Origin of the sequence: Agarivorans sp. Toyoura001 (genome assembly GCF_005405585.1) — a bacterium.
GTDB lineage: Bacteria > Pseudomonadota > Gammaproteobacteria > Enterobacterales > Celerinatantimonadaceae > Agarivorans.
Map to the genome: position 1 here is coordinate 240541 of NZ_BJEQ01000001.1, position 16993 is coordinate 257533.

Here is a 16993-nt window from a genome sequence, read left to right on the forward strand (position 1 = left end):
TTCTTTTACTGGCAGCGCTAATCCAGAACCACATTAGCCACTAAACCGGCCACCGCTTACGCGATCCATTCCGCCATAGTCTTGCTCAGTAAATACATCTTTGAACCCAGCTTGTATTAAAAGCTGCTGAACCGCCGTTTTTTGGTCGAAACCATGTTCTAACATTAACCAACCATCACTTTTTAAGTAGCTTGGTGCATGTTCAACAATATGTTGAATATCAGCCAAGCCATGCTGCTTTGCGGTAAGCGCTGAGCTAGGCTCAAAGCGCACATCACCTTGCGACAAGTGTGGGTCTTGTGGGTCAATATAAGGTGGATTACTCACCACCATGTCAAATTTTTGCTCACTAAAGGGGGCAAACCAAGAGCCTTGTCTAACCTCTACATTTGCAAGCTTTAACAGCGCAGCATTCTCTTTCGCCAATGCTGCCGCTTCGTCTCTTAAATCACTGGCATATACACTCGCTTGCGGTAATTCGCTGGCAAGCGCAAGAGCAATTGCTCCAGTGCCGGTTCCTAAGTCGACTATTTTAGTATCGGCGTGATTAAGTAGTTTCTTTAGGCTTTGTTCAACTAAAACTTCAGTATCTGGGCGCGGGATCAAGGTTGCAGGTGAGACTTTTAAGGCTAACGACCAAAACTCGCGTGATCCAACAATATAAGCCACTGGCTCACCCGCCAGGCGTTTGGCCACCAGTTGTTGATAATTCTGCCACTGCCCGGTCGTTAACGTACGCTCAGGCCAAGTGAGCAAATATGTTTGCTCACATTGTAATACGTGCTGCAAAATCACCTTAGCATCAATCTTCGGTGACTCGCCTCCCGCTAGAGCTTGCTTGGCCCACTCTTGAGCCTGGGCAATACTCGGCAATTTAGCCTTCACCTTCTGCTAACGCTGCCAGTTGGTCAGCTTGGAACTCTTGTAGAATAGGGTCAAGTAAGGCCAGTAACTCACCTTCCAATATATCGTTTAAACGGTACAAAGTAAGGTTGATACGGTGATCGCTCACGCGGCCTTGTGGGTAGTTATAAGTACGAATACGTTCACTACGGTCACCACTGGCAACCAATTCACGACGCATGCTGGTTTCTTCTGCACGACGTTTATCGTCTTCTAAAGCTTGCAAGCGGGCCGACAGTACCGACATCGCTTTAGCACGGTTTTTATGCTGAGAGCGCTCTTCCTGACATTCCACCACTACGCCTGTAGGTAAGTGAGTCAATCGAATGGCTGAGTCGGTTTTGTTAACGTGCTGACCACCTGCGCCAGACGCTCGGAAGGTATCAACCCGCAAATCACCGGTGTTAATCTCAATTTGCTCAGCTTCAGGAATCTCTGGTAATACTGCAACGGTACAGGCAGAAGTATGAATACGGCCTTGCGATTCAGTTTCTGGTACCCGTTGAACGCGGTGACCACCAGATTCAAACTTCATTAAGCGGAATACATCTTCACCGTCAATTTTAGCGATCATTTCTTTGTAACCGCCTTGCTCACTTTCGTTGGCCGACATGACCGACATACGCCAGCCCTGCTGCTCTGAAAACTTGCTGTACATGCGGAATAAGTTACCTGCAAAAATAGCCGCTTCATCTCCACCCGCGCCTGCGCGGATCTCTAAAAATACGCTGCGAGAATCGTTCGGGTCGCGAGGCAATAACAATAACTGCAAGTCATCCGACAAGGTTGCCATGCTTTCTTTCGCTTCAGAGGCTTCCATCTCAGCCATCTCACACATTTCTGGGTCGTCGTCTTGCATCATCTCGTTAGCCGACTCAAAGTTTTCTTGAGCTTGCTGATAAGCAGTAAAGCAATTTACCACTTCTTCTAACTGCGAATATTCTTTTGTCAGGCCTCTAAAGCGAGTTTGATCAGAAATAATTTCTGGTTCGCCGAGTAATACTTGAACCTCTTGGTAACGCTCTTTCAGGGTTTCAAGTTTTGTTATAATTGACGCTTTCATGCTTTCTCTCTATAAACGCAATATTCCGTCGGCTTTAGCTAGCAACGAAACATCGACCACAAATGGGTTATTTTCTTAGGCCTATAGCCTCTCGTATTACAGCCAGCTCTTCGAGACGGCCATCGCGGCCAGCCTTATTAATGGCTTCGGTAGGGGCGTGAATCAACTTGTTGGTGAGTTGGAAGGCGGTTTCGCGAATCACTGTTGCGGGGTCTTTACCGTTGGCTAAGGACTCCATAGCTTTCTCTACTGCAGCATCACGAACTCGCTCGCTATGGCTGCGGTAATCACGAATGGTGGTTACCGACTCTAACGAGCGTAACCAAGCCATAAAGTCTTCACTTTGAGCACTAACAATAAATTCAGCTTGTTCAGCAGCTTCTCGGCGCGAGGCCATATTCTGTTCAACAATGCCTTGTAAATCATCTACTGTGTACAAGTAAGCATCACGCAAATCGCCTACTTGTTCTTCAATATCGCGTGGTACTGCAATATCCACCAAAAACATCGGTTGAAAACGGCGTTTCTTTAACGCGGTTTCCACCATACCTTTACCAATAATGGGTAAAGGACTGGCGGTAGAACTAATCACGATGTCTGAAGCCGCCAAGTGCTGTGGGATTTCGTTTAGTGTAATGACCTCTGCACCAAACTTATCACCCAAGGTTTTAGCCCGAGATACCGTACGGTTGGCCACGATTAACTTATTTACACCTTGGTCAACCAAATGTTTAGCCACTAGCTCAATGGTTTCACCAGCACCTACTAACATGACTTTAGACTGGCTAATGTCATCAAAAATTTGTTTCGCCAAGCTCACCGCAGCAAACGCCACTGATACAGCATTCACGCCTATATCAGTATCAGTTCTCACTTGCTTCGCAACCGAGAACGCTCGCTGAAAGAAACGCTCTAATACGCTGCCCACTGCGCCAGCTTCTCGAGATTCGGTATAGGCTTGTTTAATTTGCCCTAAAATTTGCGGCTCACCCAATATAAGAGAATCTAAGCCACTGGCCACACGCATTAAATGCGCTACGGCTTGCTGCTGCTCATATTGATATAAACAGGGCTTAACCTCTTGCTCTGATAACTGCTTGTAGTTAATTAACCATTGCACAACCGCTTGGCAATCTAGATCGCCTAAATTGCAATACAGCTCGGTTCGGTTACAGGTAGATACAATCACCATCTCCACACCAAGCTGAGTACTAGCGTGACTCAACGCATGGTTGACCTGCTCGGGGCTAAACGCGACTTTTTCACGCAAGCCGACGGGAGCCGATTTGTGATTAATACCTAAGACTTGCAGAGTCATCGTTGTGGGGGCTTTGCAGCGCCGTTTCCTAATGGGGTAAAAACACAAATTGTACGGGAATGTGGACTTAAATAAAAGAAACTCGCACGTTAAGCAGCGCTTGATGCACTAAATTTAATCTCAATTAGCGACACATCTTTGCTGATAAGCAATTTACAGCAAGCACCTTGAACTTTTATACTGCAAAAAAAAGTCGGAATCACTGTGCGCCAACTCGTTTTTATCATCATCTTCACGATGAGCTTAACCGCTTGTACCATTGCGCCACCTATTAGCACTGAAAACAGTGAATGGGATAGCCATTTAGCCGATCTCAATCGCTTAAATAGTTGGCAACTGAGTGGCAAAATAGCGTTTATTAGCGACGCCTCGCGCCAAGCGGCCAACCTATATTGGCAACAGCAAGGCGACAAAAGCATTTTAAGAATTAACGGCCCCTTAGGAATACAAGGTATAGAGCTGCACTACCAACCTGGAAAAGTGTGGGTAAAAACCAAAGACGAAGAATACTCAGGTAAAGATGCGCAATTGTTAGTTCACCAGCTCACTGGCTGGCAAGTTCCTGTTGAACAACTTCCTAAGTGGCTACTGGGCATACCCACTCAAAATGACTACCAGCTAAACCCTCAACACCGTTTGGCAGGTTTTACCACCGATGAGCAGTGGGAAATTAGCTATGTTAATTACGCCCAATACAATACGCATGCACTGCCCCGCCAATTAGAAATGCGCTCGACTGACAACTTACTAAAACTCAATATTCATAAATGGCAGATTAATGACTCAACAAGCAAATAGTGGTCCGTGGTTATCACCCGCCAAACTTAATCTCTTTTTATACATCACCGGTCAACGTGATAATGGCTACCATGACTTACAAACCTTGTTTCAATTTATTGATTGCTGCGATCAGCTTTTTTTCACGCCTACTCAATCGGGTAGCATAGAGTTAAACAGCCAATTAGATTTTCCGGTGGAAGACAACTTGGTGGTGAAAGCCGCCCGCCTTTTACAGCAATATAGTCATATTCAACAAGGGGTAAGTATTACCCTAGATAAACACTTGCCAATGGGCGGCGGAATTGGTGGCGGCTCGTCAAATGCCGCAACCACCTTGCTGGTGCTTAACCACTTGTGGAAATGCAACTTAAGCCTCGATCAACTAGCCACTTTAGGTTTGCAACTTGGCGCCGATGTGCCTATTTTTATTCATGGTCATAGTGCGTTTGCCGAAGGCGTGGGAGAACAACTACAAAACGTAGTTGTAGCAGAACCATGGTATGTGGTTTTGCATCCGCAAGTGCATGTTTCTACAGAAAGTGTATTTGGTCACCCTCTCCTACCAAGAAACACCGCAAAGCGAAGCTGGCAACAATTAGTTAACAGTGATTGGCAAAATGATTGCCAAGAAATTGTGGCTAAAGTTTATCCGGAGGTTGCACAAGCTCTTAGCTGGTTGTTAGAATACGCGCCGTCGAGGATGACAGGAACAGGTTCTTGTGTTTTTGCTGCCTTTGATACAGAGCGTGAAGCCTTGTCAGTGCTAGAAAAACGCCCTAAAAATGTTTCTGGTTTTGTGTGTAAAGCCTGTAATCAATCGCCCTTACATGAGCAGTTGAAAAACGAAAAAACACTCGAAAACACCGCAGGAGCTTAAGAAATTTCATTCTTAGGTTCTTAAAAAACGTAACGCTCTATTGACCCGATAAATCTGAGGTTTCCATCGTGCCAGACATGAAACTCTTCGCCGGTAACGCCACGCCCGAACTTGCCCAGCGTATTGCTGACCGCCTCTATACCACCCTAGGTGATATTTCAGTAGGTAGATTCAGTGATGGCGAGATTAGTGTACAAATCAACGAAAACGTTCGTGGTGGAGACATTTTTGTTGTCCAATCCACTTGCGCTCCAACTAACGACAACGTCATGGAGCTGATTGTAATCGTTGATGCTCTACGTCGTGCCTCTGCGGGTCGTATTACTGCGGTAATTCCCTACTTTGGTTATGCTCGTCAAGACCGTCGTCCACGTAGTGCACGTGTGCCAATTACTGCGAAAGTAGTAGCAGACTTCCTATCGAGTGTAGGTGTTGACCGCGTACTTACTGTTGATCTTCACGCCGAACAAATTCAAGGTTTCTTCGACGTACCAGTAGACAACGCTTTTGGTAGCCCTGTATTACTGCAAGACATGCTAGACAAAAACCTAGAGTCTCCAGTAGTAGTATCACCTGATATTGGTGGTGTTGTACGTGCTCGCGCCGTGGCTAAAATGCTTAACGACAGTGACCTGGCTATTATCGACAAACGTCGTCCACGCGCCAACGTAGCGCAAGTAATGAACATCATCGGTGACGTTGATGGTCGTGACTGCATCATGGTTGATGACATGATTGATACTGGCGGTACGTTGTGTCAGGCAGCAGCAGCACTTAAAGCTAAAGGCGCTAAGCGCGTATTTGCTTATGCTACTCACCCAGTATTCTCGGGTAACGCTGCGCAAAACATTACAGAGTCAGCCTTAGATGAAGTAATTATTACTGACTCTATTCCGCTAGCCGATGAAATGCGCAACGTAGAGAAAGTACGTCAACTATCTCTAGCGCCAATGCTTGCAGAAGCAATTCGTCGCGTCAGTAACGAAGAGTCAATCTCAGCAATGTTCTAAGTAACATTCAGCGAAAGATTTTAAAAAGCGCGGTAATGTGAATTACCGCGCTTTTTTATTGGCTTTCAAAAACGCCAATGGTAGAATGCCGCGCCTTTTGAATTGAAGTGGGTCAGTGCAAGTCACTTTTTCACTGTTCAATAAGGTACTGGTTAGAGTTTGGTCGCGAAACTTTAGCCTCATTTTTTTATTTGGAGAAACACAAATGTCTAACATTAAACTTGACGCTGAACTGCGTACAGACCTAGGGAAAGGTGCGAGCCGCCGCCTACGTCACGAAGAAAAAGTTCCTGCTATCGTATACGGTGCTGGCAAAGAGCCTGTATCAATCACTCTTGCACAACGTCACGTGATGAAAGCGCAAGAAGCTGAAGCGTTTTACTCAAGCATCATTACTTTGAATGTTGCTGGTGAAGCCGTAGACGTATTAGTAAAAGACATGCAGCGTCATGCATTTAAGCCACGTGTACAACACATTGACTTCCAACGTGTTGACAATACTAAAGCTATCCACAAAGCAGTTCCTCTACACTTCTTAAACGAAGAGTCAGCAGAAGCAGTTAAGAATGGCGGTAAAGTACATCACTTGGCAACAGAGATCGAAGTTAGCTGTCTAGCTAAAGATCTTCCAGAGTACATCGAAGTAGACGTAGCTAACCTAGAACTAGGTAACTCTCTACACATCTCTGACATCACTCTACCTGCTAACGTAACATCTGTTGAATTAGCTAAAGGTGAAAACCACGACCAAGCAGTAGTATCTATTACTACTCCTAAAGCTGTGGCTGAAGAAGCTCCTGAATCTGAATCTGATTCTGAAGAAGTAGCTACTGAAGAATAGTGATAAACGATATTCGTTTACTCGTGGGCCTGGGTAATCCAGGCCCCGAATATGCTTCAACTCGCCACAATGCTGGCGCCTGGTTAGTGACTCAGCTAGCCAATAATCATCACGTCCAATTAAAACCAGACAGTAAACATTTCGGACTCACCGGCCGTATTCAACTCGCCGATCAAGAGTTACGTTTGTTAATCCCCACAACGTTTATGAATTTAAGCGGCAAATCTGTTGCTTCTTTAGCTAAATTTTATCGCATAGAGCTTGAGCAAATTATGGTTGCTCACGACGAACTTGATATGCCACCGGGCGTAGCGCGCTTCAAAAAAGGTGGTGGTCATGGTGGTCACAATGGGCTTCGCGACATCATCAGTAAATTTGGCAATAACAAAGATTTTCATCGTTTGCGGATAGGTATTGGACATCCCGGTCACAAAGACCGTGTTTCAGGTTATGTATTAGGTAAAGCACCTAAAGCCGACCAAGAACTGATTGATCATGCAATTGATGAAGCGGTGCGCAGTACCGATATTTTGCTTAAAGATGGTTTAAGCAAAGCAATGAATCGATTACATAGTTACAAAGCGGGCTAAGCCCCTTAAACAAATAGGTATTATTATGGGATTTAAATGTGGCATCGTTGGTTTGCCAAACGTAGGCAAGTCAACCCTTTTTAACGCTCTGACGCAAGCCGGCATTGAAGCTGCTAACTTTCCATTTTGTACTATTGAGCCAAACACTGGCGTAGTACCTGTTCCAGATACGCGTTTAGACGCCCTGGCAGCCATTGTGAACCCACAACGTATTCTTCCTACCACCATGGAATTTGTAGACATTGCAGGTTTGGTAGCGGGCGCATCTAAAGGTGAAGGTTTAGGAAATAAATTCCTAGCCAACATTCGCGAAACCGATGCAATCGGTCACGTAGTGCGTTGTTTCGAAAACGACAACATCGTTCACGTAGCGGGTAAAGTAGACCCTGCAGAAGATATCGACACCATTAACACTGAGTTAGCGCTGTCTGATTTAGATACCTGTGAAAAAGCTCAGATCCGAGTCGCGAAGAAGGCCAAAGGTGGCGACAAAGACGCCAAATTTGAAGCCGAAATTTTAGTAAAAGTGCAAGCGCACTTAGAAGCAGATTTAATGCTACGCAGCTTAGACTTAAGCAAAGAAGAACAAGCAGCCATTGCTTATATGAACTTCTTAACTGCTAAGCCAACTATGTACATCGCCAACGTTAACGATGACGGTTTTGAAAATAACCCTTACTTAGATAAAGTAAAAGAAATTGCAGCGGCAGAAAATGCAGTTGTGGTGGCGGTTTGTGCCGAAATTGAAAGCGAGATTGCCGAACTAGACGCTGACGAAAAAGCGGAGTTTATGGACGAGATGGGCTTAGAAGAGCCTGGCCTAAACCGCGTTATTCGAGCCGGTTACGAGCTACTTGATCTACAAACCTACTTCACCGCAGGTGTAAAAGAAGTTCGCGCATGGACAGTACCTGTTGGTGCTACTGGCCCACAAGCTGCTGGTAAGATTCATACCGACTTTGAAAAAGGCTACATTCGCGCTGAAGTCGTTGGTTACGATGACTACATCGAACATAAAGGTGAGTCTGGAGCCAAGGTAGCGGGTAAATGGCGCCAAGAAGGTAAAACTTATGTGGTAAAAGATGGTGATGTGATTCACTTCTTATTTAACGTATAAGCCCAAACCCATCAAAAAAGCCAACCTCGAGTTGGCTTTTTTATTAGCGCCAGCAAATTTCAAACTTACTTCACCGCATTAGCCAGTACGTTCTATCCTACAAACTTCACTTTCAAGCTGCTGTACTTTAGGTTTTAGCCAACCCGTAACCTAGCTAAACGAGACTTGGTTTACCTTCAGCCCCACTCACTTCCTTATACTTCATCCAATTAAACCCATTATCTTACTAACTGGCTCACCACATCTTCAATTAAGCAATAATGAATATTTCAAGCCGCATAAATGCAAAGGCTAAAAACTAAACCTTCCATTAACCAAAATCGGCAATTGCACATAAAGCAAACAGGCATATTGAACAAACAGCCAGCATCGCGTACACAAACTGCACAAACAAACTTTTTTGCGGTTTTTTGGCAAAAAAACGGTTGACGCTATTGGGTCTGATACGCATAATACGCGCCGTTAACAACGCAAAGCGTCGTTCACAAGGCTATGTAGCTCAGCTGGTTAGAGCACAGCACTCATAATGCTGGGGTCGCAGGTTCAAGTCCCGCCATAGCCACCATTACTGTATACTATTAAAGTAACGGTAAGAAAAATGCGGAAGTGGCGGAATTGGTAGACGCGCTAGATTTAGGTTCTAGTATCGCAAGGTGTGAGAGTTCAAGTCTCTCCTTCCGCACCATTCTTCTCTTAGAGAAGAAGCCAAAAAGTAACACCCTGTAGGGATATCGCCAAGCGGTAAGGCAGCGGCTTTTGATGCCGCCATTCGTTGGTTCAAATCCAGCTATCCCTGCCACCATTTATAGCTTGAGTATGTATACTTGAGTTAAGCAATCAGAACTTAGGTTTTAGATTGCCAGTCTAAATTGAAAGATTAAGACACAGAAACTCTGTAGCAATACGTGTTTCGAACAGTTTCTGCAGGGATATCGCCAAGCGGTAAGGCAGCGGCTTTTGATGCCGCCATTCGTTGGTTCAAATCCAGCTATCCCTGCCACTTTTATTGTGCTCAGGTTTATAATTTGAGAACGCAGTAACTGAAGGGCAATTGCCCTGGTAAGAGAATAAGTACTATGTCGTAGACTAGCATTTATACCCTGCCAAAATATTTGTAGCTTCACTTAAGTGAAAATACAGATGGCTATGTAGCTCAGCTGGTTAGAGCACAGCACTCATAATGCTGGGGTCGCAGGTTCAAGTCCCGCCATAGCCACCATTAGTTTTAGAAGTATTTCGTGCGGAAGTGGCGGAATTGGTAGACGCGCTAGATTTAGGTTCTAGTATCGCAAGGTGTGAGAGTTCAAGTCTCTCCTTCCGCACCATTCTTCTCTTAATGAAGAATCCAGTTCAAAGAGTTTTGTAGGGATATCGCCAAGCGGTAAGGCAGCGGCTTTTGATGCCGCCATTCGTTGGTTCAAATCCAGCTATCCCTGCCACCTTAAAAGGCCTGCTTTTTAGCAGGCCTTTTTTCTTTCTAAATTCGGTATTAGTAGCCACACACTTCTATAACCGTTTTCTTAAGCCTTTCTTCAGAAACAAAAAAGCCCGCATGACTCAGGCTTTGCATTCCGATTGATACCTTTACCCAATATCGCCTAGCGCATATTTCAGGGTCCAGTTTTTTATGGGCCCGCTATGCTGCATTCCTTTAATCGCTAACTTACGTAGCTGTTGTAACGGCGATAAGGAATTAGAGAACATTAGGTAGAATACGTCCATGCTGGTTTGCATGCTTAAATTATCTGGCTTGCGACGTACTTCAAAACGGCGTAATGCTTTATCTAGCTCCTCTAAACCACAGTGTTCTACTTGCTCAAGTAAGCACTTCACGTCTCGATAACCCAAGTTTACCCCCTGCCCTGCCAATGGGTTAATGGTGTGCGCCGCATCGCCAATTACTACTGCTCGGTGTTTTACATATTGGTTAACGTGGCGACGAGTTAGTGGGAAGCTGGCACTATTTAAAATATCGAAGTCTCCCGGTAGAGCAGGAAACTCTGCTTCAATACGGTGTTTAAGCTGGTTGCTTGTTAGCTGCTTTAAACCGCGAATAGTGTCTTTGCTGTCGTACCAAATTAGCGCAGCGTGCTGCTCGGCTAAAGGTAACAAGGCGCGCGGGCCACTAGGGTAAAATTGCTGCCAAGTAGCCGTTTGCTGGGGGGCATCCAGTTTAATGTTTATCGCAAAACAGTCATGCCGGTAATCCCAAGCACTAATGCCTAAACCAAGTTGTTGGCGCATACTTGAATTAGCGCCATCAGCTACCACCATCAATTTAGCAAACACTTCAGTGTCATCGATTTTTAGGCTGACACCTTCAGCGGTATTAGTTTGAAGCTGACTATTATGAACGATTCTACGGGTAACGCCTGCTTGCTCATTGGCCTGCCATAGTCCAAGTTGAATAATTCGATTCTCAACCATGAACCCTAATTCGGGTAAGTCTAGCTGCGCGCAATCAAATATCAGTTTGTTTTGTGGGTCTTCCCACACTTGCAACTGCTGGTAAGGGCACAATCGCATTGCACTAATGGCTGACCATGCGTCGAGTTGCTTCAGCAAATTTACACTAGCTTGGCTAATGGCACTTACCCGTAAATCTATAGCTTGGCTGGTGTCAAAGGCTTTAGGCTGGTAAGACTCTAGCATCAGCACCGACAAACCTTGCTGAGCAAAGCCCTGCGCGCTAGCGGCACCGATCATGCCACCGCCAACCACCACAACATCAAAATTTTCCATGGTATTTCAATTCATTCTCACTATTTATTGCAGTGTAACCCGAAGCCGTAAAAGGTTGCGAATCTTGCTGATGATAATGTGGAGTCGCTTGCTGGCTTTACGCAGCGGCCATTTTTTAATCTTTTTCTGGCAAAGCGCCGATTGTTACTAGTAAGGCTCAACATAAACCAGTAAAATACGCGTCCTTTTTTAGCGATGTAATGATGAGTAAAACGATGGGAAATAAGCTGCATATCAAAACTTGGGGCTGCCAAATGAACGAGTACGATTCGTCGAAGATGGCCGACCTACTCGATGCGACCCATGGTTTTCAGTTAACTGAAGAAGCCTCCGAAGCAGATGTTGTATTGCTGAATACATGTTCTATTCGTGAGAAAGCTCAGGAAAAAGTTTTTCATCAACTTGGTCGCTGGAAAACCCTAAAACAAAAGAACCCTAACTTGGTAATTGGTGTTGGCGGCTGTGTTGCTTCGCAAGAAGGAAAAGCCATTCGCGAACGCGCACCATACGTAGATATTGTATTTGGCCCGCAAACCCTGCACCGCTTGCCAGAAATGATCAAGCAAGTAAAAGGCGGCGAGAAATCAGTCGTTGATGTGAGCTTTCCAGAAATTGAAAAATTTGACCGCTTACCTGAGCCCCGTGCCGAAGGCGCCAGTGCTTTTGTGTCAATCATGGAAGGTTGTAGTAAATATTGTACTTTCTGTGTGGTGCCTTATACCCGTGGTGAAGAAGTTAGCCGACCACTGGATGACGTACTCTACGAAATTGCTTCACTCGCCGAGCAAGGCGTACGCGAAGTAAATCTGTTAGGGCAAAACGTAAATGCCTACCGAGGATTACAACACGACGACAGTATTTGTAGTTTTGCTGAGCTACTGCGTTATGTCGCCAGTATTAACGGTATCGACCGCTTGCGCTTTACCACGAGTCACCCTATCGAATTTACCGATGACATCGTTGAAGTTTACGCCGATACGCCTGAGCTAGTGAGCTTTTTACACTTACCCGTACAAAGTGGCGCCGACCGCATTCTTAATTTAATGAAGCGTGGCCACACCGCCATTGAGTACAAGTCAATTATTCGTAAGCTTCGTAAAGCCCGCCCAGATATTGAAATTAGCTCTGACTTCATCGTAGGTTACCCAGGCGAAAGTACTGAAGATTTTGCTGATACCATGAAGCTTATCGAGCAAGTAAACTTTGATATGAGCTACAGCTTTGTATACAGCGCTCGCCCTGGTACGCCAGCAGCCGACTTGCCTGACGACGTCACTGAAGAAGAAAAGAAACAGCGTCTTTACATATTGCAAGAACGCATCAACCAACAAGCCATGCAAGTGAGCCGTCGTATGCTCGATACCGAGCAGCGTATTTTGGTTGAAGGCCCCTCAAAGAAAAACCCAATGGAGCTACGCGGTCGAACTGAAAACAACCGGGTAGTGAACTTTGAGGGCAGCCATGACGTAATAGGTCAGTTCGTGGATGTAAAAATTGTTGATGTATTCGCCCACTCATTGCGTGGCGAGTTACTAAGAACAGAGCAACAAATGCAGTTGCGTAATGACGTTGCGCCTGCCACTATTATCGACAAAACCGATGGGCAAGCTAACCACTTAGGCGTGGCCAGCTTTACGCCTTAGTCGCAGATACGCTTTTAAGGAGTTGCGGCTGGCTTTAAATAGCCAGCCCATAAAACAATTTGAGTAATAAAATCAATTCTATTGAGATCTACTTAGAGCCAGCCTCTAGCCCTCGCCTCGCGCAACTTTGCGGCCCACTTGATGATAATTTGAAACAACTAGAACGCCGTTTAGGTGTAGAAATTAGTTATCGAAACAATAATTTTCAAATTACTGGTCGCCACGGTATGTGTTTGATTGCGGGCACTATTTTGCGCGCCTTATACATAGAAACCGCCCCGCTTAAAGGCGGCGATATCCCTGAGTTAAGCCCTGAGCAAGTACATTTGGCAATTCAAGAAAGCCATGTGCTTGATCAAGATGATGAAACCACTCAGCATTACGGTAAAGAACTCAATATAAAAACCAAACGCGGTGTGATTAAACCGCGTACTTCTAACCAAGCCGCCTATATTGGGAACATGCTAGGTCACGATGTCACCTTTGGTATCGGCCCTGCTGGTACAGGTAAAACTTACTTAGCTGTAGCTTGCGCAGTAGACGCATTAGAGCGCCAGGAAGTACGCCGTATTTTGCTCACTCGCCCTGCGGTAGAAGCCGGTGAAAAGCTGGGTTTCTTACCGGGTGATTTAAGCCAAAAAGTAGATCCCTACCTACGCCCACTATACGACGCACTATTCGAAATGCTTGGTTTTGAAAAAGTAGAACGGTTGATTGAGCGTAACGTTATTGAAGTAGCGCCGTTAGCTTACATGCGTGGCCGTACCTTAAATGACGCCTTTATTATTTTAGATGAAAGCCAAAACACCACGGTGGAGCAAATGAAAATGTTCTTAACCCGTATTGGTTTTAACTCACGTGCAGTAATTACCGGTGACATCACTCAGGTTGATTTACCTCGCCACCAAAAATCGGGCCTGCGCCACGCAATTGAAGTATTAGGTGAAGTACCCGCGCTTAGCTTTAATTTCTTCCAAGCTGCAGATGTAGTGCGCCACCCTATTGTGGCCGCCATTGTTGAAGCCTATGAAGAACAAGATGAACGTGACCGCATTGCCGAAGAAAAACAAAAGCAGCGCCGCGAAGCCGCCCAAAAGCTAAACCAGCGAGACGATGACTAAACATGCCCTACGTTGACCTGCAAATTGCCACCGGCGATGAAGAGAACCTGCCAACCATTACCGCTTTTGAAGCGTGGTTGCATGCAACCTTGGTGGAACATGATCAAGATACTGAATTAACCATTCGTATTGTTGACGAAGCCGAAAGCCAAGCGTTAAATTCGCAGTACCGTAATAAAGATAAACCAACTAACGTGTTATCTTTTCCTTTTCAAGCTCCTCCCGGCGTAGAGCTACCTTTACTGGGTGACTTAGTTATCTGTCGCCAAGTAGTAGAACGCGAAGCCGCAGAGCAACAAAAAGCGGTGTTTGACCACTGGGCGCACATGGTTGTACATGGCAGCCTTCATCTGCTAGGTTATGATCATATCGACGATCAAGAAGCAGAAGAAATGGAAGCACTAGAAATAGCAGTGCTCACCAAATTGGGTATTAGTAACCCTTACTAATATTCGTTATAACAAACTAGGTAAAACGAAAGAATATGAGCGACGACAACCCTCACTCGAGCAGCGGTTCCACTAAAAAAGGTTGGATAGAGAGAATTATTCAACTGGTGCAAGGGGAACCGAAAAGCAAAGAGGAATTGGTAGAAGTTATTCAAGATGCCAATCAACGAGAACTGATCGACCAAAACACCCGAGAAATGATTGAAGGTGTACTTGATGTATCAAGCCAACGCGTTCGTGACATCATGATCCCCCGCTCGCAAATGGTGACCTTAGATGTCAATCAAACCATTGCCGAAAGTTTACCTACGCTTACCGAAGCGCGTCACTCACGCTTTCCGGTGATCAACGAAGATAAAGACCATATCGAAGGCGTATTACTTGCTAAAGACTTGCTCAAGTTTGCCTTTACCGAAGAAGCCTCAACCACTCCCCTGAGTGAAGTGATTCGCCCTGCTGTCGTTGTTCCCGAGAGTAAACGCATCGACAAACTGTTGAAAGAGTTTCGCAGCGAGCGCTACCACATGGCCATTGTGGTGGATGAGTTTGGTGGCGTATCTGGCTTAGTAACCATTGAAGATATTCTAGAGTTAATTGTTGGCGACATTGAAGATGAGTTTGCCAACGAAGAAGACTTACAAGACGATATTCGCCGCATCAATGACAAAACCTTTGCGGTTAATGCCCTTACCGACATTGAAGATTTTAACCAATACTTCGGCTGTGAGTTTAGCGATGAAGAAGTGGATACCGTGGGTGGTTTAGTCACTCATGCCTTTGGCCACTTACCAGGGCGCGGCGAAAAAATTGAAATTGAAGGTTATCACTTTAAAGTTCGCACTGCTGACCGCCGCCGTGTGGTTCAGCTTCAAGTGAGCATTCCAGAAGAGAAAGCCTTGCAGCTGAGTATTCAAGAATAACATGCCTGTTTTAACACCGCGGCTACGCCTGTTAGCCGCTTTGCTTAGTGGCTTAATTGCCCCCTTCGCCTTTGCTCCCTATGGCCTCTGGCCATTAATGCCGCTTTCACTACTGTTTTTGCTGCTGCTGTTAAAACCTGAGCAATCGGGTTTTAAATTAGGCTTGTGTTATGGCTTAGGCTGGTTTGGTTACGGTATCCACTGGGTACATGTGAGCATGGCTGAGTTTGGTGGAATGCCCCTATTTGTCAGCCTAGCACTGATGGTATTGCTGGTAGGATATCTTTCGCTATACCCCGCGCTGGCTTGCTGGTTAGCCAATAAGTGGCAAGGCAAACGCTCGGCAATGTTCTACCTACTATGGTTTCCCGCCTGCTGGTTATTAAGCGAATGGTTGCGTAGTTGGGTACTCACCGGATTTCCTTGGCTTCAACCCGGTTATAGCCAAATTGACTCGCCATTATCCACCATTGCACCAATATTTGGACTGTATGGTGTCACTTGGTTGGTGCTGCTACTGGCTGCCGGTGGCGCACTGATTATCCGTCAGTCAGGTAAAACTCGCTGGCTAGCCAGTGCCGTTGTAGTAACACCGCTATTGATTGGTTTGATCTTCAAAGGCCATAGCTGGACAACCGCTCAACAGCCGCTCACTGTAGCCTTGGTGCAAGGTAACGTGCCGCTAGATATAAAATGGTTACCTCAAAATCGCGCTGCTAGCTTGCTTATGTACCAACAAGAAACGCTAGCCATTGAAAATGCCGATGTGATTGTTTGGCCTGAGTCAGCAATTGCCGCTCTAGAATATGAAGTCATTGATTTTCTGCATGAACTGGATGGCCAATTACTGAATAAACAACAAGCGCTGATTACCGGCGTTATTGCGCATAACTTACAAACCAATGCCTATTACAACGCCTTGGTCACCTTGGGTCAGCAATCTAAAGAAGCCGGTGCAAGCTCAGCGTATTATTACGAAAACCCAAATCGCTACTACAAAAACCACCTATTACCAATTGGTGAATTTGTGCCTTTTGAAGACTTGTTGCGCCCACTCGCGCCCTTCTTTAATTTGCCCATGTCCTCGTTCAATCGTGGCGATACACAGCAAACCAATTTAGAAGTAAAAGGACATCAATGGCTAGCCGCTATCTGTTATGAAATAGCTTTTGGCGAACTGTTACGCCCGCAATTTAGCGAGCAAACCGATGCCATTGTAACGGTAAGTAATGATGCTTGGTTTGGTACCTCGATTGGCCCTAAACAGCATTTAGAGATAGCGCAAATGCGCGCCTTAGAGTTTGGTCGCCCTGTGGTTCGCTCAACCAATACTGGTGTTACGGCGATCATCGATAGATTTGGCAAGGTGCAGCAACACGCGCCAGAGTATAAGCAACTCACACTGAGTGGCGAAGTTACGCCAGCCACCGGTATCACGCCATATCAACGCTTTGGCTTGTGGCCAATAAGCTTGGTGGTATTGCTTGGCTTAGCCAGTGGTTTAGTGCCAAGGCTAAGACAGCGTTTACTTAAACCAGCAGCAGACAAATTAGCGTAGAGCCACACAGTTCTATGTAGCGTTCGCCTATTATCTTTAGTTTGCTCACTGCCCAAAGTTA

The 16993-nt window shown here is 45.6% G+C and carries 15 protein-coding genes and 7 tRNA genes; 18 read left to right on the forward strand and 4 right to left on the reverse strand.

Annotation, left to right across the window (positions count from 1 at the left end):
- Positions 1–33: 33 nt before the first annotated feature.
- The 3 genes from prmC to hemA form a co-directional block, all read right to left on the reverse strand.
- Positions 34–873 carry a peptide chain release factor N(5)-glutamine methyltransferase gene (prmC, locus tag FFR00_RS01090; RefSeq protein WP_137671520.1) on the reverse strand — a complete coding sequence of 280 codons (840 nt, stop codon included), beginning with the start codon at positions 871–873 and terminating at the stop codon, positions 34–36.
- Position 874: 1 nt separating this feature from the next.
- Positions 875–1966 carry a peptide chain release factor 1 gene (gene prfA, locus FFR00_RS01095; RefSeq protein ID WP_137671521.1) on the reverse strand — a complete coding sequence of 364 codons (1092 nt, stop codon included), beginning with the start codon at positions 1964–1966 and terminating at the stop codon, positions 875–877.
- 67 nt (positions 1967–2033) lie between these two features.
- Complete coding sequence (hemA, locus tag FFR00_RS01100) at positions 2034–3284, reverse strand: glutamyl-tRNA reductase (protein ID WP_137671522.1); 1251 nt, start codon at positions 3282–3284, stop codon at positions 2034–2036.
- Positions 3285–3488: 204 nt separating this feature from the next.
- Between hemA and lolB the strand changes: the two genes are divergently transcribed.
- The 13 genes from lolB (at position 3489) to FFR00_RS01165 (ending at position 9938) form a co-directional block, all read left to right on the forward strand.
- A complete protein-coding gene (gene lolB / locus FFR00_RS01105) occupies positions 3489–4082 on the forward strand; it encodes a lipoprotein insertase outer membrane protein LolB (RefSeq protein WP_137671523.1) in 594 nt (197 codons plus the stop codon).
- Positions 4063–4941, forward strand: a complete 879-nt coding sequence (gene ispE / locus FFR00_RS01110; protein WP_137671524.1) for a 4-(cytidine 5'-diphospho)-2-C-methyl-D-erythritol kinase — start codon at positions 4063–4065, stop codon at positions 4939–4941. The genes lolB and ispE overlap by 20 nt, the downstream gene beginning before the upstream one ends.
- 68 nt (positions 4942–5009) lie before the next feature.
- On the forward strand, positions 5010–5951 hold the full coding sequence (locus tag FFR00_RS01115) for a ribose-phosphate pyrophosphokinase (RefSeq protein ID WP_137671525.1): 942 nt from the start codon (positions 5010–5012) through the stop codon (positions 5949–5951).
- A 205-nt stretch (positions 5952–6156) separates the two neighbouring features.
- Positions 6157–6792, forward strand: a complete 636-nt coding sequence (locus tag FFR00_RS01120; protein ID WP_137671526.1) for a 50S ribosomal protein L25/general stress protein Ctc — start codon at positions 6157–6159, stop codon at positions 6790–6792.
- Entirely contained in the window at positions 6792–7382 is a 591-nt protein-coding gene (gene pth, locus FFR00_RS01125) for an aminoacyl-tRNA hydrolase (protein ID WP_137671527.1), read from the forward strand. Before FFR00_RS01120 ends, pth begins: the two co-directional genes overlap by 1 nt.
- 25 nt (positions 7383–7407) lie before the next feature.
- Positions 7408–8499 carry a redox-regulated ATPase YchF gene (gene ychF, locus FFR00_RS01130; protein ID WP_137671528.1) on the forward strand — a complete coding sequence of 364 codons (1092 nt, stop codon included), beginning with the start codon at positions 7408–7410 and terminating at the stop codon, positions 8497–8499.
- Positions 8500–8987: 488 nt separating this feature from the next.
- Positions 8988–9064: transfer RNA gene (locus FFR00_RS01135), tRNA-Met, on the forward strand.
- Between the two features lie 35 nt (positions 9065–9099).
- A tRNA-Leu gene (locus FFR00_RS01140) sits at positions 9100–9184 on the forward strand.
- Positions 9185–9223: 39 nt separating this feature from the next.
- Positions 9224–9298: transfer RNA gene (locus tag FFR00_RS01145), tRNA-Gln, on the forward strand.
- Between the two features lie 126 nt (positions 9299–9424).
- Positions 9425–9499 (forward strand) — tRNA-Gln (locus tag FFR00_RS01150).
- A 142-nt stretch (positions 9500–9641) separates the two neighbouring features.
- Positions 9642–9718, forward strand: a tRNA-Met gene (locus FFR00_RS01155).
- 21 nt (positions 9719–9739) lie between these two features.
- Positions 9740–9824, forward strand: a tRNA-Leu gene (locus FFR00_RS01160).
- A gap of 39 nt (positions 9825–9863) precedes the next feature.
- Positions 9864–9938: transfer RNA gene (locus tag FFR00_RS01165), tRNA-Gln, on the forward strand.
- A 145-nt stretch (positions 9939–10083) separates the two neighbouring features.
- Here the strand turns inward: FFR00_RS01165 and FFR00_RS01170 are convergent.
- The gene (locus tag FFR00_RS01170) at positions 10084–11241 is read right to left on the reverse strand and encodes an FAD-dependent monooxygenase (protein WP_137671529.1); all 1158 of its coding nucleotides are present in this window, start codon (positions 11239–11241) and stop codon (positions 10084–10086) included.
- A 215-nt stretch (positions 11242–11456) separates the two neighbouring features.
- Between FFR00_RS01170 and miaB the strand changes: the two genes are divergently transcribed.
- From miaB to lnt, 5 genes are read left to right on the forward strand one after another with little or no spacing between them, the layout of a single operon-like run.
- Complete coding sequence (gene miaB, locus FFR00_RS01175; protein ID WP_137671530.1) at positions 11457–12884, forward strand: tRNA (N6-isopentenyl adenosine(37)-C2)-methylthiotransferase MiaB; 1428 nt, start codon at positions 11457–11459, stop codon at positions 12882–12884.
- A 59-nt stretch (positions 12885–12943) separates the two neighbouring features.
- Entirely contained in the window at positions 12944–14005 is a 1062-nt protein-coding gene (locus FFR00_RS01180) for a PhoH family protein (RefSeq protein WP_137671531.1), read from the forward strand.
- Positions 14006–14007: 2 nt separating this feature from the next.
- Positions 14008–14454, forward strand: a complete 447-nt coding sequence (ybeY, locus tag FFR00_RS01185) for an rRNA maturation RNase YbeY (protein WP_137671532.1) — start codon at positions 14008–14010, stop codon at positions 14452–14454.
- Positions 14455–14489: 35 nt separating this feature from the next.
- A complete protein-coding gene (corC, locus tag FFR00_RS01190) occupies positions 14490–15374 on the forward strand; it encodes a CNNM family magnesium/cobalt transport protein CorC (RefSeq protein WP_137671533.1) in 885 nt (294 codons plus the stop codon).
- A gap of 1 nt (position 15375) precedes the next feature.
- Positions 15376–16932, forward strand: a complete 1557-nt coding sequence (gene lnt / locus FFR00_RS01195) for an apolipoprotein N-acyltransferase (RefSeq protein WP_137671534.1) — start codon at positions 15376–15378, stop codon at positions 16930–16932.
- Positions 16933–16993 lie beyond the last annotated feature (61 nt).